Origin of the sequence: Klebsiella sp. WOUb02 (assembly GCF_050058015.1) — a bacterium.
Classification (GTDB): Bacteria; Pseudomonadota; Gammaproteobacteria; order Enterobacterales; family Enterobacteriaceae; genus Klebsiella.
This window is the reverse complement of sequence record NZ_CP170110.1, coordinates 2,111,839-2,138,166: the sequence shown is the minus strand read 5'-3', so window position 1 is coordinate 2,138,166 and position 26,328 is coordinate 2,111,839. Positions and strand designations below refer to the sequence as shown.

Genomic DNA, 26,328 nt, shown 5'->3' with positions numbered 1-26,328 from the left:
AGTTACAACAGACTATAAAGATACCGGGAGAAGAGAAGGGAGCATGGCTGGCGTATTGATCACCGGTTTCGAGCCGTTTGGCGGCGAAACGGTTAACCCTTCGTGGGAAGTGGTAAAGCGACTCGATGGCGCTATCATTGCCGGAGAGCGCGTCGTGGCGCGGCAGTCTGCCCTGCGTTTTTAACGAGGCGCTGACGGAGCTTCACGCCGCGCTGGATGAGCTCAGGCCCGCGTTAACCCTGGCTATTGGCCAGGCGGGAGGACGGGCTGATATTACCGTTGAACGCGTGGCGATCAACATCGACGATGCGCGGATCCCGGATAATAAGGGCCAGCAGCCGATCGACGTGCCGATCGTTGACGGCGGCCCCGCAGCCTGGTTCAGCAGCCTGCCGATCAAAGCGATCGTCGCCGCGCTGCGCCAGCAGGGCATTCCCGCCTCGGTATCGCAAACGGCGGGAACCTTCGTGTGTAATCACGTGATGTACGGTCTGCTGCATAAGCTACAGGGGCAGGTCGGCGCAAAAGGCGGCTTTATTCATATTCCGTATCTGCCGGAGCAGGCTGCGGCCCATCCCGGCGAGGCGAGCATGGCGCTGGAAACGATACGAGCGGCGCTGGAAACGGCGATTGCCGTGGCCCTGACCCACGATGAAGATCTCAGCATTACCGGTGGCGCAACACACTAACAGAAGGACGATATTATGCCGGAAGGTCCGGAAATCCGCCGCGCGGCGGATAGCCTGGAGTTGGCGATTAAAGGTAAACCTCTGACCGAGGTGTGGTTTGCCTTCCCGCAGTTGCAGCCCTGGCAGTCTGAGCTGGTGGGCCAGCGGGTGACGCATATTGAGACGCGCGGCAAAGCGCTGCTGACGCACTTCTCCGGCGGGCTGACGCTCTACAGCCACAATCAGCTGTACGGCGTGTGGCGCGTAGCGGCGGCAGGCGAGCAGCCGTCGACCAACCGCATCCTGCGCGTCAGGCTGCAGACGGCGGAGAAGGCGGTGCTGCTCTATAGCGCTTCGGATATTGAAATATTGAACCCGGAGCAGCTGGCGGTACACCCTTTTTTACTCCGGGTCGGCCCCGACGTGCTGGACATGACCTTCCAGCGATCATCAGCGGCTGACGCGAGCCCAGTTCCCGGAAGCGGATTATGAGTATGTGGAGGTGGATTTTACCCTGCTGCCGCGCTCCGTTTTTCTCGGCGAAATTGATACCGGCGTCTGGCATCAGCAAGCATCGTTGATTCCGCTGGATAAGGTTGGGCTGAACATTTGTCCGCTGGATAATCCTTCCGCCCAGGCGCTGGCCAAAGAGATCTCCAGCGCGGTGCTGGTGGTACGCTCCTCCTCTCCCGTTGCCCAACTGCTGCATCAGCTCGATCTTCCGCGCCTGCAGCAGCAATCATCTCAGGTGTTCGATAGCCTCAATGACGTTCAGCTGGCGTTTCGTCTGCCCTGAGTGGGGCTCCGATAGCGCAGCCATAAAAAACGCGCCCTGAGGCGCGTTTTTTGTTGCCGCTATTCGGCCTAGTGCTTGATGTCGCACTTGAAGTCGCGTTTGTCGTAGCCGGTGTACAGCTGACGCGGACGGGCAATTTTCATGCCGTCGCTGTGCATTTCGTTCCAGTGGGCAATCCAGCCTACGGTACGCGCCATCGCGAAGATAACGGTAAACATGGAGGACGGAATCCCCATCGCTTTCAGGATGATACCGGAGTAGAAATCGACGTTCGGATAGAGTTTCTTCTCGATGAAGTAGGGGTCGTTGAGCGCAATATGCTCAAGCTCCATCGCCACTTCCAGCAGATCGTCTTTGGTGCCCAGCTCTTTCAGCACTTCATGGCAGGTTTCACGCATTACGGTGGCGCGCGGGTCGTAGTTTTTGTACACGCGGTGGCCGAAGCCCATCAGGCGGAAAGAGTCATTTTTATCTTTCGCGCGACGAACAAATTCCGGAATGTGCTCAACGGAGCTGATCTCTTCCAGCATCTTCAGCGCCGCTTCGTTCGCGCCGCCGTGCGCCGGTCCCCACAGGGAGGCGATGCCCGCAGCGATACAGGCGAACGGATTCGCGCCTGAGGAGCCTGCGGTACGTACGGTGGAGGTGGAAGCGTTCTGTTCATGGTCGGCGTGGAGGATCAGAATACGGTCCATTGCGCGTTCCAGTACCGGGTTCACCTCGTAGGTTTCGCACGGCGTGGAGAACATCATGTTGAGGAAGTTACCCGCGTAGGAGAGGTCGTTGCGCGGATAAACAAAAGGCTGGCCGATTGAATATTTGTAACACATTGCTGCCATTGTCGGCATTTTGGACAGCAGACGGAACGCAGCGATATCACGGTGGCGCGGATTATTCACGTCCAGGGAGTCGTGATAAAACGCCGCCAGCGCGCCAGTAATACCGCACATTACCGCCATCGGGTGCGAGTCGCGACGAAACGCATGGAACAGACGGGTAATCTGCTCATGGATCATGGTGTGGCGGGTAACGGTGGTTTTGAACTCTTCGTACTGGGCCTGATTCGGCTTTTCGCCGTTCAGCAGGATGTAGCAGACTTCGAGGTAGTTGGACTCGGTCGCCAGCTGATCGATCGGGAAACCACGGTGGAGCAGGATACCTTCATCACCGTCGATAAACGTGATTTTAGATTCACACGATGCGGTTGAAGTGAAACCAGGGTCAAAGGTAAATACGCCTTTTGAACCAAGACTACGAATATCAATAACATCCTGGCCGAGCGTGCCTTTTAGCACATCCAGTTCGATAGCAGCATCACCGCCTAGGGTGATTTTTGCTTTTGCATCAGACATTTATGGTCTCCTTAGCGCCTTTATTGCTTAAGACTGCCGGGGGGATTTGCCTTCGGCTCGTGCCTGATTACGTTACCAGTTTGTTATGTTGCACACAGCTCTGCGACAGCGGAATTGGCAGGGTACAGAGCAAAGGCGCTTGATGGAACGTTTTCAGTTTACGACGAAATAACAGCAAATCAGCGTTTTAGCAGCCCGAATTTGAAAATCGTTATACCACTAATAACCGTCCTGATTACGTTGGTCAATACCGTCACACTGTTGCATAACTTATTCTCAGGTGAAAGAGTGACCCCATAACTTTTGAGCATTATTGCATTTATCTGGTGATGGTTGTAACAAGAATGTTTAATATTTGTCAAATCAGGTGATTAAATTTTAAAATAATGTTGTTATCGTGACCTCGATCACTGTTCGGGACAAAACCCGACAAACTATATGTAGGTTAATTGTAATGATTTTGTGAACGGCCTATACTGCCGCCAGGTCTCCGGAACACCCTGCAATCCCGAGCCACCCAGCGTTGTTTGGTCACGGTTTCGCTCCTGGAAAGGGGTTTATTCATGACTACAGGTTATAGAAAGGACGCTGTCTGACCCGCAAGCAGACCGGAGGAAGGAAACAATAAGAACAGCATGTGGGCGTTATTCATGGTAAGAAATGTGAAAAAACAAAGACCTGTCAATTTGGATCTGCAAACGATCCGATTCCCAATCACGGCGATAGCGTCCATTCTCCATCGCGTATCCGGTGTGATCACCTTTGTGGCGGTCGGGATCCTGCTTTGGCTGCTGGGCACCAGTCTTTCCTCTCCTGAAGGTTTCCTCACCGCGGCATCCATTATGGATAGCTTCTTTGTGAAATTCATTATGTGGGGCATTCTGACTGCATTGGCTTATCACGCCGTGGTCGGTATCCGCCACCTGATGATGGACTTTGGCTACCTGGAAGAAACCCTCGAAGTAGGGATACGCTCCGCCAAGATTTCTTTTGTTATTACTGTCGTGCTTTCACTTCTCGCAGGAGTCCTCGTATGGTAAGCAACGCCTCAGCACTGGGACGCAACGGCGTACATGACTTCATTCTGGTTCGTGCTACCGCCATCGTTCTGACCCTCTACATCATCTATATGGTCGGCTTTTTTGCCACCACCGGTGAAATTTCCTGGGAAGTCTGGACGGGTTTTTTCTCCTCCGCATTCACTAAAGTCTTCACTCTGTTGGCCCTCGTCTCGATTCTGATCCACGCCTGGATCGGTATGTGGCAGGTATTGACGGACTACGTTAAACCACTGGCTGTGCGCCTGGTTCTGCAGCTGCTTATCGTTGTTGCGCTGGTGGCTTACGTTCTTTATGGATTTGTTGTGGTGTGGGGTGTGTAATGAAATTGCCTGTCAGAGAATTTGATGCTGTTGTGATTGGTGCCGGTGGCGCAGGTATGCGCGCGGCGCTGCAAATTTCCCAGAGCGGCCAGTCCTGTGCGCTGCTCTCCAAAGTGTTCCCTACTCGTTCCCATACCGTTTCCGCGCAGGGTGGCATCACCGTTGCGCTCGGTAATACCCATGAAGATAACTGGGAATGGCACATGTACGACACCGTAAAAGGGTCGGACTACATTGGTGACCAGGATGCCATTGAATATATGTGCAAAACCGGTCCGGAAGCGATTCTCGAACTGGATCATATGGGCCTGCCGTTCTCGCGCCTCGAAGATGGCACCATTTATCAACGTCCGTTTGGCGGCCAGTCGAAAAACTTCGGCGGCGAGCAGGCGGCGCGTACCGCGGCGGCAGCTGACCGTACCGGCCACGCCCTGCTGCACACGCTGTATCAGCAAAACCTGAAAAACCACACGACCATTTTCTCCGAATGGTACGCGCTGGATCTGGTGAAAAACGCCGACGGCGCGATCGTTGGCTGTACCGCGCTGTGTATCGAAACCGGCGAAGTGGTCTACTTCAAGGCCCGCGCAACCGTGCTGGCGACCGGCGGCGCAGGCCGTATTTATCAATCAACCACCAACGCCCACATCAATACCGGTGACGGCGTTGGGATGGCGATCCGCGCCGGCGTGCCGGTGCAGGATATGGAAATGTGGCAGTTCCACCCGACCGGCATCGCCGGGGCAGGGGTGCTGGTCACCGAAGGCTGCCGCGGTGAAGGCGGCTATCTGCTGAATAAACACGGCGAGCGCTTTATGGAGCGCTATGCCCCGAATGCGAAGGACCTGGCGGGTCGTGACGTGGTGGCGCGTTCCATCATGATTGAAATCCGCGAAGGCCGCGGCTGCGACGGTCCGTGGGGCCCGCACGCCAAGCTGAAGCTTGACCATCTGGGTAAAGAAGTTCTCGAATCCCGCCTGCCGGGTATCCTTGAACTGTCCCGCACCTTTGCGCACGTTGACCCGGTTAAAGAGCCGATTCCGGTTATCCCAACCTGCCACTACATGATGGGCGGTATTCCGACCAAAGTAAGCGGTCAGGCGCTGACCGTTAACGAGCAGGGCGAAGATGTCGTTATCCCTGGGCTGTTCGCCGTCGGCGAAATTGCCTGCGTATCGGTCCACGGCGCTAACCGTCTGGGCGGCAACTCGCTGCTTGACCTGGTGGTGTTCGGCCGCGCGGTTGGCGTGCATCTGCAGGAATCTATCGCCGAGCAGGGCGTACTTCGTGACGCCACGGAAGAAGAGATCGAGGCTTCCCTGGCGCGTCTCAACCGCTGGAACGGCAACCGTGATGGTGAAGACCCGTCCGAAATCCGTAAAGCGCTGCAGGAGTGCATGCAGCACAACTTCTCGGTGTTCCGTGAAGGCGATGCGATGGCGAAAGGGCTTGAGCAGCTGAAGGCGATCCGCGAGCGTCTGAAAAACGCGCGTCTGGACGATACCTCCAGCGAATTCAACACCCAGCGCGTCGAGTGCCTGGAGCTGGATAACCTGATGGAAACTGCTTACGCCACCGCGGTGTCGGCAAACTTCCGTACCGAAAGCCGTGGCGCGCATAGCCGCTTCGACTTCCCGGAACGTGACGATGAAAACTGGCTGTGCCATTCCCTGTATCTGCCAGAGTCGGAAGCCATGACGCGTCGTAGCGTCAACATGGAACCGAAGCTGCGCCCGGCATTCCCGCCGAAGATTCGTACTTATTAATGCGGAGACAGGAAAATGAAACTCGAGTTTTCAATTTATCGTTATAACCCGGACGTTGACGATGCTCCGCGTATGCAGGATTACAGCCTGGAAGCGGAAGAGGGTCGCGACATGATGCTGCTGGACGCGCTGATGCAGCTGAAGGAAAAAGACCCGTCGCTCTCATTTCGTCGCTCCTGCCGTGAAGGGGTCTGTGGCTCCGACGGCCTGAACATGAATGGTAAAAACGGTCTGGCGTGCATCACGCCGATCTCCGCGCTAAGTCAGCCGGGTAAGAAAATTGTTATCCGTCCGCTGCCAGGTTTGCCGGTTATCCGCGATTTGGTTGTAGACATGGGGCAATTCTATGCACAATATGAGAAGATTAAGCCTTACTTATTGAATAATGGGCAAAATCCTCCGGCTCGTGAGCATCTGCAGACGCCGGCGCAGCGTGAGAAACTCGATGGGCTGTACGAGTGTATCCTGTGCGCATGCTGTTCAACGTCCTGTCCGTCGTTCTGGTGGAACCCGGACAAATTCGTCGGCCCGGCAGGCTTACTGGCGGCGTATCGCTTCCTGATCGACAGCCGCGATACCGAAACCGCCAGTCGTCTGGAAGGGTTAAGCGATGCTTTCAGCGTATTCCGCTGTCATAGCATTATGAACTGCGTCAGTGTCTGTCCTAAGGGGCTGAACCCGACGCGCGCCATCGGCCATATCAAGTCGATGCTGCTGCAGCGCAGTGCGTAAGTAACCCGGTCTGTCCCGGATGGCGCTATCGCTTATCCGGGCTACCCGAAGCAGTAGCCCCGGCAGCGTTTGTGCCGCCGGGAAATGAATACCCTAAATAATTCGAGTTACAGGAAGGCGGCGACGCCGCGAATCCCCAGGAGCTTACTCAAGTAAGTGACTGGGGTGAGTGAGGAAAGCCAACGCACATGTAACTTGAAGTATGAAGGGGATGGCAGGAAATCTTTAAAAACCGCCAAATATGTACCAGTAATCAAGGCGTTCAGAGCGAGGTAAGGCGGCAACTGAACGCATCCCCGGGAGCATAGTGAACTATGTGACCGGGGTAAGTGAAGGCAGCTAACGCAACCGCAGCCTGAACGCCGAAGATTAATGGCAGTTTTTAAAGGTTCCTTCGCGGATGCAGAAGCCACAACTCGTCCGCAACAAGTGAACCCCGGCACGTACAATCCATGTGCGTGGTAGTTTCTACGGCGAAATAAGCATATAAATGCTTAAGGGATCACGATGCAGAACGGCGCAATGAAAGCCTGGCTGGACTCTTCTTACCTCTCTGGTTCGAACCAGAGCTGGATAGAACAACTCTATGAAGACTTCTTAACCGATCCTGACTCTGTTGACGCCAACTGGCGTTCTATGTTCCAGCAGTTACCTGGCACCGGAGTCAAACCGGATCAATTTCATTCCAAAACGCGTGATTATTTCCGTCGATTGGCGAAGGATGCCTCACGTTACACTTCTTCGATTTCCGACCCTGACACCAATGTGAAGCAGGTTAAAGTCCTGCAGCTCATCAACGCCTACCGCTTCCGCGGTCACCAGCACGCGAATCTCGATCCGCTGGGACTGTGGAAACAGGATCGAGTGGCGGATTTAGACCCGGCATACCACGATTTGACCGAGGCCGATTTCCAGGAAAGTTATAACGTAGGTTCCTTTGCCATCGGTAAAGATACGATGAAGCTGGGCGAGCTGCTGTCAGCGCTCAAACAGACCTACTGCGGCGCGATCGGCGCGGAATACATGCATATCACCTCTACCGAAGAGAAGCGCTGGATCCAGCAGCGTATTGAATCGGTGGCAGGAAAAGCCAGCTTTACCGCTGATGAGAAAAAACGCTTCTTAAGCGAACTGACCGCCGCTGAAGGTCTGGAACGCTACCTTGGCGCGAAATTCCCGGGCGCGAAACGCTTCTCGCTGGAAGGCGGCGATGCGCTGATCCCGATGCTGAAAGAGATTATCCGCCACGCTGGCAAAAGCGGCACCCGCGAAGTGGTGCTGGGCATGGCGCACCGCGGCCGTCTGAACGTGCTGGTCAACGTCCTCGGTAAAAAGCCGCAGGATCTGTTTGACGAGTTCGCCGGCAAGCATAAAGAACACCTCGGCACCGGCGACGTGAAGTACCACATGGGCTTCTCTTCCGATATGGAAACCGAAGGCGGTCTGGTGCACCTGGCGCTGGCGTTTAACCCGTCGCACCTCGAAATCGTCAGCCCGGTGGTTATCGGTTCCGTGCGCGCCCGTCTGGATCGTCTCGACGAGCCGAGCAGCAATAAAGTGCTGCCGATTACCATTCACGGCGACGCCGCCATCACCGGTCAGGGCGTGGTTCAGGAAACCCTGAACATGTCGAAAGCCCGCGGTTACGAAGTGGGCGGTACCGTACGTATTGTTATCAACAACCAGGTCGGCTTCACCACCTCGAACCCGCTGGACGCGCGCTCTACGCCGTACTGCACCGATATCGGTAAAATGGTTCAGGCGCCGATCTTCCACGTTAACGCGGATGACCCGGAAGCCGTGGCTTTCGTTACCCGCCTGGCGCTGGATTTCCGCAATACCTTCAAGCGCGATGTTCTGATCGACCTGGTGTGCTACCGCCGTCACGGCCATAACGAAGCCGACGAGCCGAGCGCAACTCAGCCGCTGATGTATCAGAAAATCAAAAAGCATCCGACTCCGCGCAAAATCTACGCCGACAAACTCGAGCAGGACAAAGTGGCGACGCTGGAAGACGCCACCGAGCAGGTTAACCTCTACCGCGACGCGCTGGATGCCGGCGAATGCGTGGTAGAAGAGTGGCGTCCGATGAACCTGCACTCCTTTACCTGGTCGCCGTACCTCAACCACGAGTGGGATGAGAGCTACCCGAGCAAGGTCGAGATGAAGCGCCTGCAGGAGCTGGCTAAGCGCATCAGCACCGTGCCAGAAAGCATTGAAATGCAGTCCCGCGTCGCCAAAATCTACGGCGATCGTCAGGCGATGGCCGCCGGCGAGAAGCTGTTTGACTGGGGGGCGGCGGAGAACCTCGCCTACGCGACGCTGGTCGATGAAGGGATCCCGATTCGCCTGTCCGGCGAAGACTCCGGTCGCGGCACCTTCTTCCACCGTCACTCGGTTATTCATAACCAGGTGAACGGCTCAACCTATATTCCGCTGCAGCACGTGCACAACGGCCAGGAGCATTTCAAAGTCTGGGACTCCGTGCTCTCTGAAGAAGCGGTGCTGGCGTTTGAATATGGCTATGCCACCGCGGAACCGCGCACCCTGACCATCTGGGAAGCCCAGTTCGGCGACTTCGCCAACGGCGCTCAGGTGGTTATTGACCAGTTCATCAGCTCCGGCGAGCAGAAATGGGGCCGGATGTGTGGCCTGGTGATGCTGCTGCCGCATGGCTATGAAGGCCAGGGTCCGGAGCACTCCTCCGCGCGCCTGGAGCGCTATCTGCAGCTCTGCGCCGAGCAGAATATGCAGGTTTGCGTACCGTCGACCCCGGCTCAGGTTTATCACATGCTGCGTCGTCAGGCGCTGCGCGGGATGCGCCGTCCGCTGGTGGTGATGTCGCCGAAATCGCTGCTGCGTCACCCGCTGGCGGTCTCCAGCCTTGACGAACTGGCTAACGGCACCTTCCTGCCGGCCATCGGTGAAATCGACGATCTCGACCCGAAAGCCGTCAAGCGCGTGGTGCTGTGCTCTGGTAAAGTTTATTACGACCTGCTGGAGCAGCGTCGTAAGAACGACCAAAAAGATGTTGCTATCGTGCGCGTAGAGCAGCTCTATCCGTTCCCGCATCAGGCGGTACAGGAAGCGCTGAAGCCTTATGCGCAGGTGCATGATTTTGTCTGGTGTCAGGAAGAACCGCTCAACCAGGGCGCGTGGTACTGCAGCCAGCATCACTTCCGCGAAGTGATTCCGTTTGGGGCCTCTCTGCGTTATGCAGGCCGCCCGGCCTCCGCCTCTCCGGCGGTAGGATATATGTCCGTTCACCAGAAACAGCAACAAGATCTGGTCAATGACGCGCTGAACGTCGATTAATTAAAGGATACATAATGAGTAGCGTAGATATTCTGGTTCCCGATCTGCCTGAGTCCGTAGCTGACGCGACCGTTGCGACCTGGCATAAAAAACCGGGCGATAGCGTCCAGCGTGATGAAGTGCTGGTGGAAATCGAAACTGACAAAGTGGTACTGGAAGTACCGGCATCAGCGGACGGCATTCTGGAAGCAGTGCTGGAAGATGAAGGCGCAACCGTGCTTTCTCGTCAAATTCTGGGGCGCCTGCGCGAAGGCAACAGCGCCGGCAAAGAGTCCGACGCGAAAGCCGATGCGAAAGAGTCCACCCCGGCTCAGCGCCAGCAGGCTTCTCTGGAAGAGCAGAGCAACGATGCGCTCAGCCCGGCGATCCGTCGCCTGCTGGCTGAACACAATCTTGATGCGAGCGCGATTAAAGGCTCCGGCGTTGGCGGCCGTCTGACCCGTGAAGATGTTGAGAAACATCTGGCGGCAGCGCCGGCGAAAGCGGAAACCAAAGCGCCGGCCGCGGCCGCTGCTCCGGTTGCTCAGCTGGGCAATCGTTCGGAAAAACGCGTTCCGATGACCCGTCTGCGCAAACGCGTGGCCGAACGTCTGCTGGAAGCGAAAAACTCTACCGCCATGCTGACGACCTTCAACGAAGTCAACATGAAGCCGATTATGGATCTGCGTAAGCAGTACGGCGACGCGTTCGAAAAACGTCACGGCATTCGCCTGGGCTTTATGTCCTTCTACGTGAAAGCCGTGGTTGAAGCGCTGAAGCGCTATCCGGAAGTGAACGCCTCCATTGATGGCGACGACGTGGTGTATCACAACTACTTCGACGTCAGCATGGCCGTATCGACTCCGCGTGGCCTGGTAACGCCGGTTCTGCGTGATGTCGATCTGCTGGGCATGGCGGATATTGAAAAGAATATTAAAGAGCTGGCAGTGAAAGGCCGCGACGGCAAGCTGACCGTAGATGACCTGACCGGCGGTAACTTCACCATTACCAACGGCGGCGTGTTCGGTTCTCTGATGTCTACGCCAATCATCAACCCACCGCAGAGCGCAATCCTGGGTATGCACGCCATTAAAGATCGTCCGATGGCGGTCAATGGCAAGGTAGAAATTCTGCCGATGATGTACCTCGCGCTCTCCTACGACCACCGTCTGATCGATGGACGTGAATCGGTAGGCTTCCTGGTCGCGATTAAAGAGCTGCTGGAAGACCCGACTCGTCTGCTGCTGGACGTGTAGTGATAATGGCCCGGCGGCGTTTCGCTCACCGGGCCAATAAAACATCATCAGCGCTGTAAAACGACGATTTATCGTCTTACAGACTAAGTGATAACGATTACCTGAAGGATGGACTGAACACATGAACTTACATGAATATCAGGCAAAACAACTGTTTGCCCGCTATGGCTTACCGGCACCGGTGGGTTATGCCTGTACTACTCCGCGCGAAGCAGAAGAAGCCGCTTCAAAAATCGGTGCGGGTCCGTGGGTAGTGAAATGTCAGGTTCACGCTGGTGGCCGCGGTAAAGCGGGCGGTGTGAAAGTAGTTAACAGCAAAGAAGACATTCGCGCATTTGCTGAACATTGGCTGGGCAAACGCCTGGTGACCTACCAAACGGATGCGCACGGCCAGCCGGTTAACCAGATCCTGGTTGAAGCAGCGACCGATATCGCCAAAGAGCTCTATCTTGGCGCGGTGGTTGACCGTAGCTCCCGTCGCGTAGTGTTCATGGCTTCCACCGAAGGCGGCGTGGAAATCGAAAAAGTGGCGGAAGAAACCCCGCACCTGATCCACAAAATTGCTATCGATCCGCTGGCGGGCCCGATGCCTTACCAGGGGCGTGAGCTGGCGTTCAAACTGGGTCTGGAAGGTAAACAGGTTCAGCAGTTCACCAAAATCTTCATGGGTCTGGCGACCATTTTCCTGGAGCGCGACCTGGCGCTGATCGAAATCAACCCGCTGGTAATCACTAAGCAGGGCGACCTGATCTGCCTCGACGGCAAGCTGGGCGCCGATGGCAATGCCCTGTTCCGTCAGCCGGATCTGCGTGAAATGCGCGATCAGTCTCAGGAAGACCCGCGTGAAGCGCAGGCGGCGCAGTGGGAGCTGAACTACGTTGCGCTGGACGGCAACATTGGCTGTATGGTTAACGGCGCAGGCCTGGCGATGGGCACCATGGACATCGTTAAGCTGCACGGCGGCGAACCGGCTAACTTCCTCGACGTGGGCGGCGGCGCAACCAAAGAGCGCGTCACCGAAGCGTTCAAAATTATCCTCTCTGATGACAACGTGAAAGCTGTGCTGGTGAATATCTTCGGCGGCATCGTACGTTGTGACCTGATTGCAGATGGCATCATCGGTGCAGTAGAAGAAGTCGGCGTCAACGTGCCGGTGGTCGTACGTCTGGAAGGTAACAACGCCGAACTCGGCGCGAAAAGATTGGCTGACAGCGGCCTGAATATTATTGCAGCGAAAAGTCTGACGGACGCAGCGCAGCAGGTTGTTGCTGCAGTGGAGGGGAAATAATGTCCATTTTAATTGATAAAAACACCAAGGTTATCTGCCAGGGCTTCACCGGTAGCCAGGGGACCTTCCACTCTGAACAGGCGATCGCTTACGGTACGCAAATGGTCGGCGGCGTGACGCCGGGCAAAGGCGGCACCACGCATCTGGGCCTGCCGGTGTTCAACACCGTGCGCGAAGCCGTAGAAGCAACCGGCGCAACCGCGACCGTTATCTACGTTCCGGCGCCGTTCTGCAAAGACTCCATCCTGGAAGCTATCGATGCGGGCATTAAACTGATCATCACCATCACCGAAGGTATCCCGACGCTGGATATGTTGACCGTGAAAGTGAAGCTTGATGAAGCTGGCGTACGCATGATCGGCCCTAACTGCCCGGGCGTTATCACCCCAGGCGCTTGCAAAATCGGCATCATGCCGGGGCACATTCATCAGCCGGGTAAAGTGGGGATCGTCTCCCGTTCCGGTACGCTGACCTATGAAGCGGTTAAGCAGACCACTGACTACGGCTTCGGCCAGTCTACCTGCGTCGGTATCGGCGGTGACCCGATCCCGGGCTCTAACTTCATCGATATCCTGAAGCTGTTCCAGGAAGACCCGCAGACCGAAGCGATCGTGATGATCGGCGAGATCGGCGGCAGCGCTGAAGAAGAAGCGGCAGCCTACATCAAAGAGCACGTGACCAAGCCGGTGGTCGGTTACATCGCCGGTGTGACCGCGCCGAAAGGTAAGCGTATGGGCCACGCTGGCGCCATCATCGCCGGCGGTAAAGGTACGGCCGACGAGAAGTTCGCGGCCCTGGAAGCGGCCGGCGTGAAAACCGTCCGTAGCCTGGCAGACATCGGCGAAGCGCTGAAATCTATTATTAAGTAAATGTAATAAAACGGCTCCCGCTATTTAATCGTTGAGATGAAATAGCGCGGGGCCGGTCCAGTTTCGACATGGTTGGCCACCTTGCGGTGGCCTTTTTTATGCCGCTCCCTCCGATATTCCCAATCTTTTTCAATTACGCCGGCTATGGCGATCCGCGACAATAATGTCACTAGCTCGGGTTGGTTTTTTTACGTTCTTCCCGCGAAAGCGCCGACGATCGCAGACAAGATGGCTTTAACTTGCAATAGCCCTATTAAGTCAATGGTAATCAATGGGTTACTCTAATTTTGTTTGCGGGATAGCGGTCGATAATAACGTCTTAAATAAGCGTGGCTCTCTATTTTACGCGTTTTTTATTATCCCGCTGATGCGAATAGCTATTTAATAGCAGCGCTCATCCGTTTTTCACTTATATCGCTAACGGCCTGACAAAATTGCCATACTTGCCGGTAATTCTCTGTCGATGCATTTTTAGATGCAGGCAATAACAGCGGAAGCGTTTGTTATATATTCATTTTTATTAGCCGGGCCCTGAAGGGGCTAGGGGGATCGCGCGCGTCATTATTTTTTTGCGCCAGCGGCGGCGGGACGCTATGCATTTCTGGAGCGCAGGGACGACGATGGGCGGAGGGCCGGTTTCGTCGATGCGGAGATAGTTTCCCCTTGGTGTTAATTGTAAGTAAAAACAATGATAAATAAAATAAGTGGAAATTAATCGGGTAATAACTTGATAAAAAAAATCCGTGAGCTACGCGACATTATTTGCCGATAGTATCTGGTCCTGACATCACTTCTTCCGCTTAAAAGGTAATACGGCTTTAAATAAATCGACTATCATTTTTGGTAACTGATGATACCTTCGCAAAACATATCCTTAACCTATTGTTTACTAGCGTTGTACATAGTAAACATAATTAACATTCACAATGAAAATTGATTTAAATCAATGTTTAACTATTGGTAAAAAATGAGAAATGGAGTTAAATTGTTGCCGATCAAATTGGCCGAAAACCGGTATTTTCGCTATAAATTGATCGCCGTCGAAAAGTGCAAATTTATCTCAATAAAAACCTATTTATTGTAAGGGATTTGCAGCGTAATATAACCACGGGATCAATTTGGGTGTTTTTTTAACATGTTTGTAACTTTTCCCCACTACCGTTTCCTCTCAGGAAGAAAGGGTTCGGAGAAAGGTCGCAAATAAATTTGTATTGGGGCATGTGTGTGACCCTTTCTAACGGGGTTCACTCTCGGAGTCTTCATGCGATGAGCAAGGAGTCATGATGTTAGATATAGTCGAACTGTCGCGCTTACAGTTTGCCTTGACCGCGATGTACCACTTCCTTTTTGTGCCGCTGACGCTCGGTATGGCGTTCCTGCTGGCCATTATGGAGACGGTTTACGTCCTTTCCGGCAAACAGATTTATAAAGATATGACCAAATTCTGGGGCAAGTTGTTCGGTATCAACTTTGCGCTGGGTGTCGCAACCGGTTTGACCATGGAGTTCCAGTTCGGGACAAACTGGTCTTATTACTCGCACTACGTGGGCGATATCTTCGGTGCGCCGCTGGCCATTGAAGGGCTGATGGCCTTCTTCCTCGAATCTACCTTTGTCGGTCTGTTCTTCTTCGGCTGGGATCGTCTGGGTAAAGTTCAGCACATGGCGGTGACCTGGCTGGTGGCCCTGGGGTCCAACCTCTCCGCATTGTGGATCCTTGTAGCTAACGGCTGGATGCAAAACCCGATCGCCTCGGACTTCAACTTCGAAACCATGCGTATGGAGATGGTCAGCTTCTCCGAGCTGGTGTTGAACCCTGTTGCTCAGGTCAAGTTTGTCCACACCGTCGCCTCCGGTTACGTCTGCGGCGCGATGTTCGTGCTGGGCATCAGCTCCTACTATATGCTGCGCGGTCGCGACTTCGCCTTCGCTAAACGCTCCTTTGCCATCGCGGCAAGCTTCGGTATGGCCGCTATTCTCTCGGTTATCGTGCTCGGCGATGAGTCCGGTTACGAAATTGGCGACGTGCAGAAGACTAAACTCGCGGCTATCGAGGCCGAATGGGAAACGCAGCCGGCGCCGGCCGCCTTCACCCTGTTTGGTATTCCCGATCAGGATGCGCAGAAAAACCGCTTTGCGATTCAAATCCCGTATGCGCTGGGGATCATTGCCACCCGTTCCGTGGATAAGCAGGTTACCGGCCTGAAAGAGCTGTTAGTTCAGCACGAAGCGCGTATCCGCAACGGCATGAAAGCCTACGCCCTGCTGGAAGAGCTGCGGGCCGGTTCGAAAGATCAGGCCGTGCGTGATGAATTCAATAGCGTCAAAAAAGATCTCGGCTACGGTCTGCTGTTGAAACGCTATACGCCGAACGTCTCCGACGCTACGGAAGCGCAGATTGCGCTGGCAACGAAGGACTCCATCCCTCGCGTTGCTCCGCTGTACTTTGCTTTCCGTATCATGGTTGCCTGCGGCATCCTGATGCTGGGTATCATTGCCGCCTCCTTCTGGACGGTTATCCGCAACCAGATCGGCGAGAAAAAATGGCTGCTGCGCATCGCGCTGTACGCGATTCCGCTGCCGTGGATCGCCATCGAATCCGGCTGGTTCGTTGCGGAATATGGCCGTCAGCCGTGGGCAATAGGTGAGGTCTTGCCGACTGCGGTGGCGAACTCCTCGCTGACCGCCGCTGACCTGCTCTTCTCGATGTTGCTGATTTGCGGTCTGTACACCCTGTTCCTGGTGGCGGAGCTGTACCTGATGTTCAAATTCGCACGCCGTGGCCCAAGCAGCCTGAAAACCGGTCGCTACCACTATGAGCAGTCTTCCGCGACTACTCAGCCGGCACGCTAAGACAGGAGTCGTCAAATGATCGATTATGAAGTATTGCGTTTAATCTGGTGGCTGCTGATCGGCATTCTGCTGATTGGTTTTGCCGTCACCGATGGCTTCGACATGGGGGTGGGGATGCTCACCCGCTTCCTCGGTCGTAACGACACCGAGCGTCGAATCATGATCAACTCCATTGCCCCGCATTGGGACGGAAACCAGGTATGGCTGATTACCGCGGGCGGCGCGCTGTTTGCCGCCTGGCCGACGGTCTATGCCGCGGCGTTTTCCGGTTTCTATATGGCAATGATTCTGGTGCTGGCGTCTCTGTTCTTCCGTCCGGTGGGTTTCGACTACCGCTCGAAGATTGAGGACACACGCTGGCGTAACATGTGGGACTGGGGCATTTTCATCGGTAGCTTCGTGCCGCCGCTGGTCATCGGCGTGGCGTTCGGCAACCTGCTGCAGGGCGTGCCGTTCCACATGGATGAATATATGCGTCTGTACTACACGGGTAACTTCTTCCAGCTGCTGAACCCGTTTGGTCTGCTGGCCGGTATTGTTAGCGTGGCGATGATCCTGACCCAGGGCGCGACCTACCTGCAGATGCGTACCGTCGGTGAACTGCACCTGCGCGCTCGCGCAACCTCTCAGGTTGCGGCGCTGGTGACGCTGGTCTGCTTCCTGCTGGCAGGCGTTTGGGTGGTCTACGGTATCGATGGTTACGTCGTGACCTCGGTTATCGATCGCGCAGCGCCGTCTAACCCGCTGACGAAAGAAGTGGCGCGTCAGGCCGGCGCGTGGATGGTCAACTTCAATAACATACCGTCGCTGTGGGCGATCCCTGCGCTGGGCGTCGTGCTGCCGCTGTTGACTATTCTGACCTCACGTATGGAGAAGGGCGCTCTGGCGTTTGTCTCTTCCTCCATCACCCTGGCGTGTATCATCCTGACCGCGGGTATCGCTATGTTCCCGTTCATCATGCCGTCGAGCACGATGATGAACGTTAGCCTGACCATGTGGGATGCGACCTCCAGCCAGATGACGCTGAATCTGATGACCTATGTGGCGATTGTCTTTGTGCCGATTATTCTGGGCTACACCAGCTGGTGTTACTGGAAAATGTTTGGCCGCATCACCAGAGAAGACATCGAAAAGAACACCCACTCGCTGTACTAAGGTAAGGAGCTATATATGTGGTATTTCGCATGGATTTTGGGAACGCTTCTTGCCTGTGCTTTTGGGGTTATCACCGCGCTGGCGCTTGAGCACGTGGAAGCCACCAAAGCAGGTAAAGAAGAACACTGATGATAGTTATCGCAACGCGATATACGAAATCAGTCGGGTTGCATCGAGGCGGCAAGCCAGGGAATCCCCGGGAGCTTACGGTGGTAAGCGACTGGGGTGAGCGGGTGTAGCCAACAAGGAGGCAACACGAATGATAAAATATATCTATGCGATAATGGATAAGCGCCCGCTGAGGGCGCTTTCTCTGCTGATGGCGCTGCTGCTGGCAGGCTGCATTTTCTGGGATCCGTCGCGCTTTGCGGCGAAAACCAGCGAGCTGGAAATCTGGCATGGTTTCCTGCTGATGTGGGCCGTTTGCGCCGGCGTTATCCACGGCGTGGGCTTTCGTCCGCGCGCCGTCTTCTGGCAGGGGATTTTCTGTCCACTCATCGCCGATATTGTCCTCATTACAGGGCTTTTCTTTTTCTTCTTTTGAACGATAAAAGTATAAGAGAAGTCTGGTAACCTCATGGGCTTGCATAAGCCCATAAAAATTTACTCGCCGTTTACTTTCTCCCATTCCAAACCACGATTCCCGCGCGTATAGTAGCGAAGTTTGAAAGCACTAATCTTTTTTTGCATTACCGGGATGTAAAGTGAACACAACGCGATATACAACGGCATTCTCAATGCATCGCGGCGGCAGGTACGCAACTCACCGGGAGCTTACAAGAGTAAGTGACTGGCGTGAGCGGACGAAGCCAACAAAGAGGCAGCAGGAATGAATAAGTATATGTTTCGATGGCCGGTTCGGGTCTACTACGAAGATACCGATGCCGGTGGTGTGGTTTACCACGCCAGCTACGTTGCTTTTTATGAAAGAGCGCGTACGGAGATGCTGCGCCACCATCACTTCAGTCAGCAGGTTTTGTTGGCTGAGCGAGTTGCCTTCGTGGTTCGCAAAATGACGCTTGAATATTTTGCGCCCGCCAGACTCGACGACATGCTCGAAATCCAGACGGAAATATCTTCGATGCGAGGCACCGCTTTGGTCTTCACGCAGCGAATCGTCAACGCCGAGAATACAGTGTTAAATGAAGCTGAGGTTCTCATTGTGTGCGTTGATCCACTCTTAATGAAGCCTCGTGCGCTTCCCAAGTCTATTGTCGCGGAGTTTAAGCAGTGACTGACATGAATATCCTTGATTTGTTCCTGAAGGCCAGCCTTCTGGTTAAACTTATCATGTTGATTTTGATTGGTTTTTCTATCGCTTCCTGGGCTATCATTATTCAGAGAACGCGTATCCTCAATAGCGCAACCCGCGAGGCTGAGGCCTTTGAAGATAAGTTCTGGTCGGGTATTGAGTTGTCTCGCCTGTATCAGGAAAGCCAGGGGCGCCGCGATAATCTGGCCGGTTCGGAACAGATTTTTTACAGTGGTTTCAAAGAATTTGCCCGCCTGCATCGCGCCAACAGCCATGCGCCTGAGGCGGTGGTTGAAGGGGCATCGCGCGCCATGCGCATCTCCATGAACCGTGAGCTGGAAACCCTGGAAACGCATATCCCGTTCCTCGGAACCGTCGGCTCCATTAGCCCGTATATCGGCCTGTTTGGTACCGTTTGGGGGATCATGCATGCCTTTATCGCCCTCGGGGCGGTGAAACAGGCGACTCTGCAGATGGTTGCGCCGGGTATCGCCGAGGCGCTTATCGCCACGGCAATCGGTCTGTTTGCGGCAATCCCGGCGGTAATGGCCTATAACCGTTTGAACCAGCGGGTGAACAAACTTGAACTGAACTACGACAACTTTATGGAAGAGTTCACCGCGATTCTGCACCGTCAGGCTTTTACCAGCAGCGAAAGCAATAAGGGGTAAGCCATGGCCAGAGCACGTGGACGCGGACGTCGCGAACTGAAGTCCGAGATCAACATCGTTCCGCTGCTGGATGTCTTGTTGGTGCTGCTGCTGATCTTTATGGCAACAGCGCCGATCATTACGCAGAGCGTAGAGGTCGACCTGCCGGATGCGACCGAATCGCAGGCGGTTAAAAGCGACGACGAACCGCCAGTTATCGTTGAGGTTTCCGGCGTCGGGCAGTACAGCGTGAAAGTTGGCCAGGAAACGCTGTCGCAGCTGCCGCCGGAGCAGGTTATTGCCGAAGCGAAGCGCCGACTTGAGGCCAATGAGAAAACGGTGTTCCTGATCGGCGGCGCGAAGGACGTACCTTACGATGAAATTATTAAAGCGCTTAACCTGTTGCATAGCGCAGGGGTTAAATCGGTTGGCTTAATGACCAAGCCTATTTAATCGCTTCAGATATGTGCGCCCGCCGGATGCAGGCGACGAGAGAAACAGGCTCGTCGCCTGCGAGAAAAGCGGGAACAGGCGAACAGTTTTTGGGAACCGATAGTGTCAAAGGCAACCGAACAAAACGACAAGCTTAAACGAGCCATCATAGTTTCAGTCGTGCTGCACATCATTCTGATCGCGCTGCTGATCTGGAGTTCGTTCGATGAGCATCTGGATACCTCATCCGGTGGAGGAGGAGGTTCTTCCATTGATGCGGTGATGGTCGATCCTGGGGCGGTCGTTAACAACTACAACCGCCAGCAGCAGCAGCAGGCCAGCTCGCGCCGCGCCGCGGAGCAACGCGAAAAGCAGGCTCAGCAGCAGGCCGAAGAGTCTGCGTGAAAAACAGGCCGCAGAGCAGGAGCGTCTGAAGCAGCTGGAGCAGGATCGCCTGCAGGCTCAGGAAGCGGCTAAAGAAGCGAAAGAGCAGCAAAAGCAGGCCGAAGAGGCCGCAGAGAAAGCGGCTGCAGCGGCGAAAGCGAAAGCTGACGCTCAGGCTAAAGATGCGCAGGAAGCGGCGGCTAAAGCCGCTGCTGATGCAAAAGCGAAGGCGGATGCCCAGGCTAAAGCCGCGGAAGCTGCCGCGGCCAAGGCCGCCGCCGATGCGAAAAAGCAGGCGGAAGCTGAGGCGGCGAAAGCCGCAGCGGACGCGCAGAAGAAGGCCGAGGCGAAGGCTGCGGCAGACGCGCAGAAAAAAGCTGAAGCCGAAGCGGCCAAAAAAGCGCAGCAGCAGGCTGAGAAGAAAGCTCAGCAGGACGCGGCTAAGCAGGCCGCCGCCGAGAAGGCTGCGGCAGACAAAGCGGCTGCAGCTAAAGCCGCCGCTGAAAAGGCCGCGGCCGATAAGGCAGCAGCGGCAGAAAAAGCCGCGGCTGAAAAAGCGGAGAAAGCCGCCGCAGCCAAAGCAGCAGCAGCGGAAAAAGCGGCCGCGGATAAGGCTGCTAAGGCCGCCGCGGCGAAAGCTGCCGCAGCGAAAAAAGCCGCAGCGGCGAAAGCTGCCGCAGCGAAAAAAGCCGCAGCGGCGAAAGAAGCGAGCGGCGTTGACGATCTGCTCGGCGACCTGAGTTCAGGTAAGAATGCGCCGAAAGGTAGCACCAGCGGTAGCAATGGAGGCTCATCTCCTGCTAAAGGAAGTAAACCGGGGCAGGGGGGCGCGTCTCAGGCTGAAATTGCCAGTTATATTTCGCAGGTTCAGGCGGCGATTAAAGGGCATCTTTATGACTGGGACACGTACAAAGGTAAAACATGTACGTTACGCGTGAACATAGCTCAGGACGGGACGTTATTGAACGTGAAGTCTGAGGGAGGCGATCCTGCTTTCTGTCAGCAGATGCTGGCGGCAACCAGCCGGATGAGCAAGTTCCCTAAACCGCCTTCTCAGGCTGTGTACGAGACGTTCAAAAATGCACCACTGGACTTCAAACCACAGTGATGTATTTCCCCACGCGAGCGGGGGGAACACAATCCAGGGTTGACGCCGGGTTTTGGTAGTTTTGTGTATTTGAGTTTGTTAACATTCTGCTAAATTATCGTGGGCTTTCCGCCCGGATAAGGGAGATATGATGAAGCAGGCATTACGAGTAGCATTTGGTTTTTTAATGCTGTGGGCGGCTGTGCTGCACGCAGAAGTACGTATCGAGATCACCCAAGGGGTGGACTCGGCGCGCCCGATCGGCGTGGTACCGTTCCAGTGGGCCGGGCCGGGTGCTGCACCTGAAGATATTGGTGGCGTAGTGGCGGCTGACCTGCGCAACAGCGGTAAATTCAACCCGCTGGATCGCTCGCGCCTGCCTCAGCAGCCGGGAAGCGCGCAGGAGGTTCAGCCTGCCGCATGGTCCGCGCTGGGCATTGATGCCGTGGTCGTCGGCCAGGTTACGCCAAACCCGGACGGTTCTTACAACGTTGCCTACCAGCTGGTCGACACCGGCGGTGCGCCGGGTACGATTCTGGCACAAAACTCTTATAAGGTGACTAAACAGTACCTGCGCTATGCGGGCCACACCGCCAGCGACGCGGTATTTGAGAAGCTGACCTCAATTAAGGGCGCGTTCCGTACCCGCATCGCTTACGTTGTGCAGACCAACGGCGGCCAGTTCCCGTATGAGCTGCGCGTATCCGACTACGATGGCTACAACCAGTTTGTTGTCCACCGTTCGCCGCAGCCGCTGATGTCTCCGGCCTGGTCTCCGGACGGCTCTAAGCTGGCGTACGTGACCTTCGAGAGCGGCCGCTCTGCGCTGGTGGTGCAGACCCTGGCTAACGGCGCGGTGCGTCAGATTGCCTCGTTCCCGCAGCATAACGGCGCGCCGGCATTCTCGCCGGACGGCAGCAAGCTGGCCTTCGCGCTGTCGAAAACCGGTAGCCTGCAGCTGTACGTGATGGATCTGGGATCGGGTCAGATGCGTCAGGTGACCAACGGCCGCAGCAACAACACCGAACCAAGCTGGTTCCCGGACAGCCAGAGCCTGGCCTTTACTTCCGACCAGGCCGGTCGTCCGCAGATTTATAAAGTTGGCATTAACGGCGGTACTCCGCAGCGTATTTCCTGGGAAGGTTCGCAGAACCAGGATGTTGACGTGAGCGCCGACGGCAAATTTATGGTGATGGTAAGCTCGGCCAGCGGCCAGCAGCACATTGCCAAACAAGATCTGGTAGCGGGTGGCGTACAGGTTCTGTCGTCAACGTTCCTGGATGAAACGCCAAGTCTGGCACCTAACGGCACTATGGTTATCTACAGCTCTTCTCAGGGGATGGGATCCGTGCTGAATCTGGTTTCTACAGATGGGCGTTTCAAAGCGCGTCTTCCGGCGACTGATGGACAGGTAAAATCCCCTGCCTGGTCTCCGTATCTGTGATAATAAATAATTGATTATTAAAGGAATCAAAGAAATGCAACTGAACAAAGTGCTGAAAGGGCTGATGATCGCTCTGCCGGTTATGGCAATCGCGGCGTGTTCTTCCAACAAGAACGCCAGCAACGACCAGAGCGGTGAAGGCATGCTGGGTGCCGGCACTGGTATGGATGCTAACGCTAACGGCGGCAACATGTCTTCTGAAGAGCAGGCTCGTCTGCAGATGCAGCAGCTGCAGCAGAACAACATCGTTTACTTCGATCTCGACAAGTACGATATCCGTTCTGACTTCGCTGCAATGCTGGATGCGCACGCTAACTTCCTGCGTAGCAACCCGTCCTACAAAGTGACCGTTGAAGGTCACGCGGATGAGCGCGGTACTCCGGAATACAACATCGCTCTGGGCGAACGTCGTGCTAACGCCGTGAAGATGTATCTGCAGGGCAAAGGTGTTTCTGCTGACCAGATCTCCATCGTTTCTTACGGTAAAGAAAAACCTGCAGTACTGGGCCACGACGAAGCGGCTTACGCTAAAAACCGTCGCGCCGTACTGGTTTACTAAGAGAATTGCATGAGCAGTAACTTCAGACATCATCTGTTGAGTCTGTCGTTACTGGTTGGCATAGCGGCCCCTTGGGCCGCTTTTGCTCAGGCGCCAATCAGTAGTGTCGGCTCAGGCTCGGTCGAAGACCGCGTCACCCAACTTGAGCGTATTTCTAACGCTCACAGTCAGCTTTTAACCCAGCTTCAGCAACAGTTCTCCGATAACCAGAACGATATTGACTCCCTGCGCGGTCAGATTCAGGAAAGTCAGTATCAGCTTAATCAGGTTGTTGAGCGCCAGAAACAGATCCTGCTGCAAATTAACGGTATGAGCAGCGGTGGAGCGACGACGGATGCGCAGGCGCCGACAGCGTCGGCTGGCGACGCGCAGGGCGCTCCGGCGGCACCCGCGGCGAACTCCGGCGTTCCGGCGCTGACCGGTGACGCAAATACCGATTACAACGCCGCTATTGCGCTGGTGAAGGACTCGTCCCGCCAGGATGATGCGATGGCTGCGTTTCAGAATTTCGTTAAAAAGTACCCGGATTCAACCTATCAACCGAACGCCAACTACTGGCTCGGTCAGTTGAATTACAACAAGGGGAAAAAGGACGATGCGGCCTACTATTTCGCGTCGGTGGTGAAGAATTACCCTAAATCCCCAAAAGCGCCGGATGCGATGTTTAAAGTCGGCGTGATCATGCAGGACAAAGGTGATACCGCAAAAGCGAAGGCTGTTTACCAGCAGGTGGTCGGTAAATTTCCTGGTACCGATGGCGCAAAACAGGCTCAGAAACGTCTTAACGCGCTCGGATGATTATGCCATGACCAGAAATTGCAGTATTTCTGGTCTTGTCGCGTGAATCCTAAGCAGTCAGATGTTTTTTATCGAAATACTTGTTGCGCTGAATTCTTAAATCAGTAATATATGCCGCCGTTGCCACGGGATATCAAACAAGCCTGAAGCGATAAAAAAGCGGGTCGTTAGCTCAGTTGGTAGAGCAGTTGACTTTTAATCAATTGGTCGCAGGTTCGAATCCTGCACGACCCACCAATCGTTCTGGTGGAACGCGATAGTAAAACGTGAAGGATAACGTTGCATTAGCAACGGCGCCGTAGGGCGAGGCGAAAATCCTGCACGACCCACCGCTAACTTAGTTAGCAGCAGTATCCAGCGCAGTATCGGGTGATTAGCTCAGCCTGGGAGAGCACCTCCCTTACAAGGAGGGGGTCGGCGGTTCGATCCCGTCATCACCCACCACTCGGGTCGTTAGCTCAGTTGGTAGAGCAGTTGACTTTTAATCAATTGGTCGCAGGTTCGAATCCTGCACGACCCACCAATTTTAACGTCTTACTCAGATGTTAAGCGTGAAGGATAACGTTGCGCAGCAATGGCGCCGTAGGGCGAGCGTAAGCGAGTCATCCTGCACGACCACCAATTTTATTGGTGGCGAGTGAAAAATAATTTCAGGCAGTACCCCGAGCGGGTCGTTAGCTCAGTTGGTAGAGCAGTTGACTTTTAATCAATTGGTCGCAGGTTCGAATCCTGCACGACCCACCAACGCTTAAGGTGTTGGTAGAGAAAGTGAAGGATAACGTTGCACAGCAACGGACCGAAAGGCGAGACAAAGCCGGGTCATCCTGCACGATTCAGCAGCCTGAATGATTAAAGCAGTAAACCCGCAAGGGGTCGTTAGCTCAGTTGGTAGAGCAGTTGACTTTTAATCAATTGGTCGCAGGTTCGAATCCTGCACGACCCACCAATGTAAAAAGGCGCCCTAAAGGCGCCTTTTTGCTATCTGCGATATTTAAGATTCGAACCTGCCGCAGGTTCGACAAAATCGCCGGGAGCGATTTTGCATTACCACCAGCGTAACCCGCAGGGCGAGTCTCAGGATGAGACGAGTGATATCCTGCACGACCCACCAATGTAAAAAGGCGCCCTAAAGGCGCCTTTTTACTATCTGCGATATTTAAGATTCGAACCTGCCGCCGTTATGATAGCGTCTGACGCGAGACGTGATGCTATGCGAAGAAACGGCTCTGGACGCTTCCTGTGGCACGTATGAAGAACATCAGGCTCTTCGCTATCGCTGCAGGCTATGGCAGTACTGAAGGGACTTAATGCCGTTTTCTGGTAATAGTCTCTACCGCCAGGCCAGGCGCAGGAAAATACAAATGATAGGTACTAATACATCCGGACGTATTCTGGAGTCGCTTGTTAAGGCTTTCTGTATCGAGTAGTATTTAAGTCCTGATAACCGGAGGATTTAATGGCACAAATGGGGCGCCCCAGGACATTCGATCGTCAGCTGGCCGTTGAGCAGGCGATGCTTCTTTTCTGGGAACAGGGCTACGAATCAACCTCGCTCGCTCAATTAAAGGCGAAAATCGGGGGAGGGATCTCCGCACCGAGCTTTTATGCTGCCTTTTGTTCTAAGGAGGCGCTGTTTACCGAAGCGGTACAGTGCTATCTGAATAGCTATGGCCGGGTTACCGACTGCCTTTGGGACGATACGATTGCGCCCAGGGAGGCGATCGAGCTGGCCTTGCGGCGATCGACGAAAATGCAGTGCGAATCCGGGCATCCCAGGGGCTGTATGGTGGCACTGGGCACCATGAGTGCGCCTACGCCAGAGTATGCTCATGTTGTAAAACCACTATCTGCTTCGCGTTCGCGAACGCTCGAAGGGTTTGTCCACTGCGTCGAACGCGGCATCGCGGCAGGTGAGCTTTCGGCGGAAACTGATGCCCGGTCTTTGGGCATAACGTTTAACGGTTTCCTGCTGGGGGTCTCTCTGTTAGCCAGGGATGGGGTAACAAATTCGGCCCTTAATGCCTCGATCGCGGAGCTGATGAAACTGTGGAATTAATGCGTAGCAAAGGGCTCCGCATATAGGCCGCGCTCCTTGCCCCGAATATTCACCACGGCTGCGACTGGTGACGTCAGCCGTTGCCCGTTCGCCAGCTGTCGCAGGCGCTTTTCCCGGCGCTAAACTCGTACGCTACGACCGTCGCGCATCGCAATAACAGGCTTGACATCGCCCTGGCCTGGTGCAGAAGCATGAATTAGAACACCTGATTCAGCTCTTCAAAATCGAAGCGTGGAGCTCGCGGATAGCGTGTAGAC

22 protein-coding genes, 5 tRNA genes and 3 pseudogenes are annotated in these 26,328 nt (G+C 55.0%); 28 read left to right on the top strand and 2 right to left on the bottom strand.

Going from position 1 to position 26,328, the window contains the following annotated elements; translation table 11 throughout:
* Nucleotides 1-43 precede the first annotated feature (43 nt).
* The 3 genes and pseudogenes from pcp (at nt 44) to ABOC21_RS17255 (ending at nt 1,464) form a co-directional block, all read left to right on the top strand.
* Nucleotides 44-689, top strand: a pseudogene (gene pcp, locus ABOC21_RS17265) (pyroglutamyl-peptidase I).
* Nucleotides 690-704: 15 nt separating this feature from the next.
* A pseudogene (locus tag ABOC21_RS17260) lies at nt 705-1,106 on the top strand (DNA-formamidopyrimidine glycosylase family protein); the annotation flags it as partial.
* Between the two features lie 58 nt (nt 1,107-1,164).
* On the top strand, nt 1,165-1,464 hold the full coding sequence (locus ABOC21_RS17255; RefSeq protein ID WP_426815426.1) for a hypothetical protein: 300 nt from the start codon (nt 1,165-1,167) through the stop codon (nt 1,462-1,464).
* 68 nt (nt 1,465-1,532) lie between these two features.
* Here ABOC21_RS17255 and gltA read toward each other — a convergent pair whose 3' ends face one another.
* Entirely contained in the window at nt 1,533-2,816 is a 1,284-nt protein-coding gene (gene gltA / locus ABOC21_RS17250) for a citrate synthase (RefSeq protein WP_426815425.1), read from the bottom strand.
* 179 nt (nt 2,817-2,995) lie between these two features.
* Nucleotides 2,996-3,127, bottom strand: a complete 132-nt coding sequence (locus tag ABOC21_RS17245) for a hypothetical protein (protein WP_421672170.1) — start codon at nt 3,125-3,127, stop codon at nt 2,996-2,998.
* Nucleotides 3,128-3,451: 324 nt separating this feature from the next.
* Here ABOC21_RS17245 and sdhC point away from each other — a divergent pair, with 324 nt between their 5' ends.
* The 25 genes and pseudogenes from sdhC to ABOC21_RS17120 all read left to right on the top strand — a co-directional run bounded on the left by sdhC (nt 3,452) and on the right by ABOC21_RS17120 (nt 26,071).
* Entirely contained in the window at nt 3,452-3,856 is a 405-nt protein-coding gene (sdhC, locus tag ABOC21_RS17240; RefSeq protein WP_426815424.1) for a succinate dehydrogenase cytochrome b556 subunit, read from the top strand.
* Entirely contained in the window at nt 3,850-4,197 is a 348-nt protein-coding gene (gene sdhD, locus ABOC21_RS17235; protein ID WP_041144632.1) for a succinate dehydrogenase membrane anchor subunit, read from the top strand. The genes sdhC and sdhD overlap by 7 nt, the downstream gene beginning before the upstream one ends.
* Nucleotides 4,197-5,963: a succinate dehydrogenase flavoprotein subunit gene (sdhA, locus tag ABOC21_RS17230; protein WP_426815423.1), complete on the top strand. Its 1,767-nt coding sequence runs from the start codon at nt 4,197-4,199 to the stop codon at nt 5,961-5,963. Before sdhD ends, sdhA begins: the two co-directional genes overlap by 1 nt.
* 15 nt (nt 5,964-5,978) lie before the next feature.
* Entirely contained in the window at nt 5,979-6,695 is a 717-nt protein-coding gene (sdhB, locus tag ABOC21_RS17225; protein WP_426815422.1) for a succinate dehydrogenase iron-sulfur subunit SdhB, read from the top strand.
* A gap of 507 nt (nt 6,696-7,202) precedes the next feature.
* Nucleotides 7,203-10,010, top strand: a complete 2,808-nt coding sequence (gene sucA / locus ABOC21_RS17220; RefSeq protein ID WP_426815421.1) for a 2-oxoglutarate dehydrogenase E1 component — start codon at nt 7,203-7,205, stop codon at nt 10,008-10,010.
* Between the two features lie 14 nt (nt 10,011-10,024).
* Entirely contained in the window at nt 10,025-11,245 is a 1,221-nt protein-coding gene (gene odhB / locus ABOC21_RS17215) for a 2-oxoglutarate dehydrogenase complex dihydrolipoyllysine-residue succinyltransferase (protein WP_426815420.1), read from the top strand.
* A gap of 121 nt (nt 11,246-11,366) precedes the next feature.
* Nucleotides 11,367-12,533: an ADP-forming succinate--CoA ligase subunit beta gene (gene sucC / locus ABOC21_RS17210; protein WP_426815419.1), complete on the top strand. Its 1,167-nt coding sequence runs from the start codon at nt 11,367-11,369 to the stop codon at nt 12,531-12,533.
* Complete coding sequence (gene sucD, locus ABOC21_RS17205) at nt 12,533-13,402, top strand: succinate--CoA ligase subunit alpha (RefSeq protein ID WP_426815418.1); 870 nt, start codon at nt 12,533-12,535, stop codon at nt 13,400-13,402. The genes sucC and sucD overlap by 1 nt, the downstream gene beginning before the upstream one ends.
* Before the next feature lie 1,283 nt (nt 13,403-14,685).
* Nucleotides 14,686-16,254, top strand: coding sequence for a cytochrome ubiquinol oxidase subunit I (gene cydA, locus ABOC21_RS17200; protein WP_426815521.1), 1,569 nt, complete (start codon nt 14,686-14,688; stop codon nt 16,252-16,254).
* 15 nt (nt 16,255-16,269) lie between these two features.
* Entirely contained in the window at nt 16,270-17,409 is a 1,140-nt protein-coding gene (cydB, locus tag ABOC21_RS17195; protein ID WP_426815417.1) for a cytochrome d ubiquinol oxidase subunit II, read from the top strand.
* 15 nt (nt 17,410-17,424) lie between these two features.
* Complete coding sequence (gene cydX, locus ABOC21_RS17190; RefSeq protein WP_004100325.1) at nt 17,425-17,538, top strand: cytochrome bd-I oxidase subunit CydX; 114 nt, start codon at nt 17,425-17,427, stop codon at nt 17,536-17,538.
* Between the two features lie 130 nt (nt 17,539-17,668).
* On the top strand, nt 17,669-17,953 hold the full coding sequence (ybgE, locus tag ABOC21_RS17185) for a cyd operon protein YbgE (RefSeq protein ID WP_095095170.1): 285 nt from the start codon (nt 17,669-17,671) through the stop codon (nt 17,951-17,953).
* Between the two features lie 285 nt (nt 17,954-18,238).
* Nucleotides 18,239-18,643: a tol-pal system-associated acyl-CoA thioesterase gene (gene ybgC / locus ABOC21_RS17180; RefSeq protein ID WP_426815416.1), complete on the top strand. Its 405-nt coding sequence runs from the start codon at nt 18,239-18,241 to the stop codon at nt 18,641-18,643.
* Complete coding sequence (gene tolQ, locus ABOC21_RS17175; protein ID WP_426815415.1) at nt 18,640-19,332, top strand: Tol-Pal system protein TolQ; 693 nt, start codon at nt 18,640-18,642, stop codon at nt 19,330-19,332. The genes ybgC and tolQ overlap by 4 nt, the downstream gene beginning before the upstream one ends.
* Nucleotides 19,333-19,335: 3 nt before the next feature.
* Entirely contained in the window at nt 19,336-19,764 is a 429-nt protein-coding gene (gene tolR, locus ABOC21_RS17170) for a colicin uptake protein TolR (RefSeq protein WP_426815414.1), read from the top strand.
* Nucleotides 19,765-19,866: 102 nt separating this feature from the next.
* Nucleotides 19,867-21,235 (top strand): annotated as a pseudogene (tolA, locus tag ABOC21_RS17165) (cell envelope integrity protein TolA).
* Between the two features lie 130 nt (nt 21,236-21,365).
* Nucleotides 21,366-22,658 (top strand): Tol-Pal system beta propeller repeat protein TolB, encoded by a 1,293-nt coding sequence (tolB, locus tag ABOC21_RS17160; protein WP_426815520.1) that lies wholly within the window; start codon nt 21,366-21,368, stop codon nt 22,656-22,658.
* Between the two features lie 34 nt (nt 22,659-22,692).
* Nucleotides 22,693-23,217: a peptidoglycan-associated lipoprotein Pal gene (gene pal, locus ABOC21_RS17155; protein ID WP_004859700.1), complete on the top strand. Its 525-nt coding sequence runs from the start codon at nt 22,693-22,695 to the stop codon at nt 23,215-23,217.
* 9 nt (nt 23,218-23,226) lie between these two features.
* The gene (gene cpoB / locus ABOC21_RS17150; RefSeq protein ID WP_426815413.1) at nt 23,227-24,015 is read left to right on the top strand and encodes a cell division protein CpoB; all 789 of its coding nucleotides are present in this window, start codon (nt 23,227-23,229) and stop codon (nt 24,013-24,015) included.
* A 161-nt stretch (nt 24,016-24,176) separates the two neighbouring features.
* Nucleotides 24,177-24,252 (top strand) — tRNA-Lys (locus ABOC21_RS17145).
* Nucleotides 24,253-24,382: 130 nt separating this feature from the next.
* A tRNA-Val gene (locus ABOC21_RS17140) sits at nt 24,383-24,459 on the top strand.
* Between the two features lie 3 nt (nt 24,460-24,462).
* Nucleotides 24,463-24,538: transfer RNA gene (locus ABOC21_RS17135), tRNA-Lys, on the top strand.
* A 145-nt stretch (nt 24,539-24,683) separates the two neighbouring features.
* Nucleotides 24,684-24,759 (top strand) — tRNA-Lys (locus tag ABOC21_RS17130).
* Between the two features lie 126 nt (nt 24,760-24,885).
* Nucleotides 24,886-24,961 (top strand) — tRNA-Lys (locus tag ABOC21_RS17125).
* 510 nt (nt 24,962-25,471) lie between these two features.
* Nucleotides 25,472-26,071, top strand: coding sequence for a TetR/AcrR family transcriptional regulator (locus ABOC21_RS17120; RefSeq protein ID WP_426815412.1), 600 nt, complete (start codon nt 25,472-25,474; stop codon nt 26,069-26,071).
* The last annotated feature ends 257 nt before the right edge of the window (nt 26,072-26,328 follow it).

Coding starts and splice junctions, on each gene's coding strand:
- odhB (WP_426815420.1), top strand. CDS start 10,025: ATGAGTAGCGTAGATATTCTGGTTCCCGATCTGCCTGAGTCCGTAGCT.
- ABOC21_RS17120 (WP_426815412.1), top strand. CDS start 25,472: ATGGCACAAATGGGGCGCCCCAGGACATTCGATCGTCAGCTGGCCGTT.
- cpoB (WP_426815413.1), top strand. CDS start 23,227: ATGAGCAGTAACTTCAGACATCATCTGTTGAGTCTGTCGTTACTGGTT.
- cydB (WP_426815417.1), top strand. CDS start 16,270: ATGATCGATTATGAAGTATTGCGTTTAATCTGGTGGCTGCTGATCGGC.
- sdhA (WP_426815423.1), top strand. CDS start 4,197: ATGAAATTGCCTGTCAGAGAATTTGATGCTGTTGTGATTGGTGCCGGT.
- tolB (WP_426815520.1), top strand. CDS start 21,366: ATGAAGCAGGCATTACGAGTAGCATTTGGTTTTTTAATGCTGTGGGCG.
- sucC (WP_426815419.1), top strand. CDS start 11,367: ATGAACTTACATGAATATCAGGCAAAACAACTGTTTGCCCGCTATGGC.
- sucD (WP_426815418.1), top strand. CDS start 12,533: ATGTCCATTTTAATTGATAAAAACACCAAGGTTATCTGCCAGGGCTTC.
- ABOC21_RS17245 (WP_421672170.1), bottom strand. CDS start 3,127: ATGCTCAAAAGTTATGGGGTCACTCTTTCACCTGAGAATAAGTTATGC.
- tolR (WP_426815414.1), top strand. CDS start 19,336: ATGGCCAGAGCACGTGGACGCGGACGTCGCGAACTGAAGTCCGAGATC.
- cydX (WP_004100325.1), top strand. CDS start 17,425: ATGTGGTATTTCGCATGGATTTTGGGAACGCTTCTTGCCTGTGCTTTT.
- sucA (WP_426815421.1), top strand. CDS start 7,203: ATGCAGAACGGCGCAATGAAAGCCTGGCTGGACTCTTCTTACCTCTCT.
- sdhC (WP_426815424.1), top strand. CDS start 3,452: ATGTGGGCGTTATTCATGGTAAGAAATGTGAAAAAACAAAGACCTGTC.
- gltA (WP_426815425.1), bottom strand. CDS start 2,816: ATGTCTGATGCAAAAGCAAAAATCACCCTAGGCGGTGATGCTGCTATC.
- pal (WP_004859700.1), top strand. CDS start 22,693: ATGCAACTGAACAAAGTGCTGAAAGGGCTGATGATCGCTCTGCCGGTT.
- cydA (WP_426815521.1), top strand. CDS start 14,686: ATGTTAGATATAGTCGAACTGTCGCGCTTACAGTTTGCCTTGACCGCG.
- sdhB (WP_426815422.1), top strand. CDS start 5,979: ATGAAACTCGAGTTTTCAATTTATCGTTATAACCCGGACGTTGACGAT.
- ybgC (WP_426815416.1), top strand. CDS start 18,239: ATGAATAAGTATATGTTTCGATGGCCGGTTCGGGTCTACTACGAAGAT.
- ybgE (WP_095095170.1), top strand. CDS start 17,669: ATGATAAAATATATCTATGCGATAATGGATAAGCGCCCGCTGAGGGCG.
- sdhD (WP_041144632.1), top strand. CDS start 3,850: ATGGTAAGCAACGCCTCAGCACTGGGACGCAACGGCGTACATGACTTC.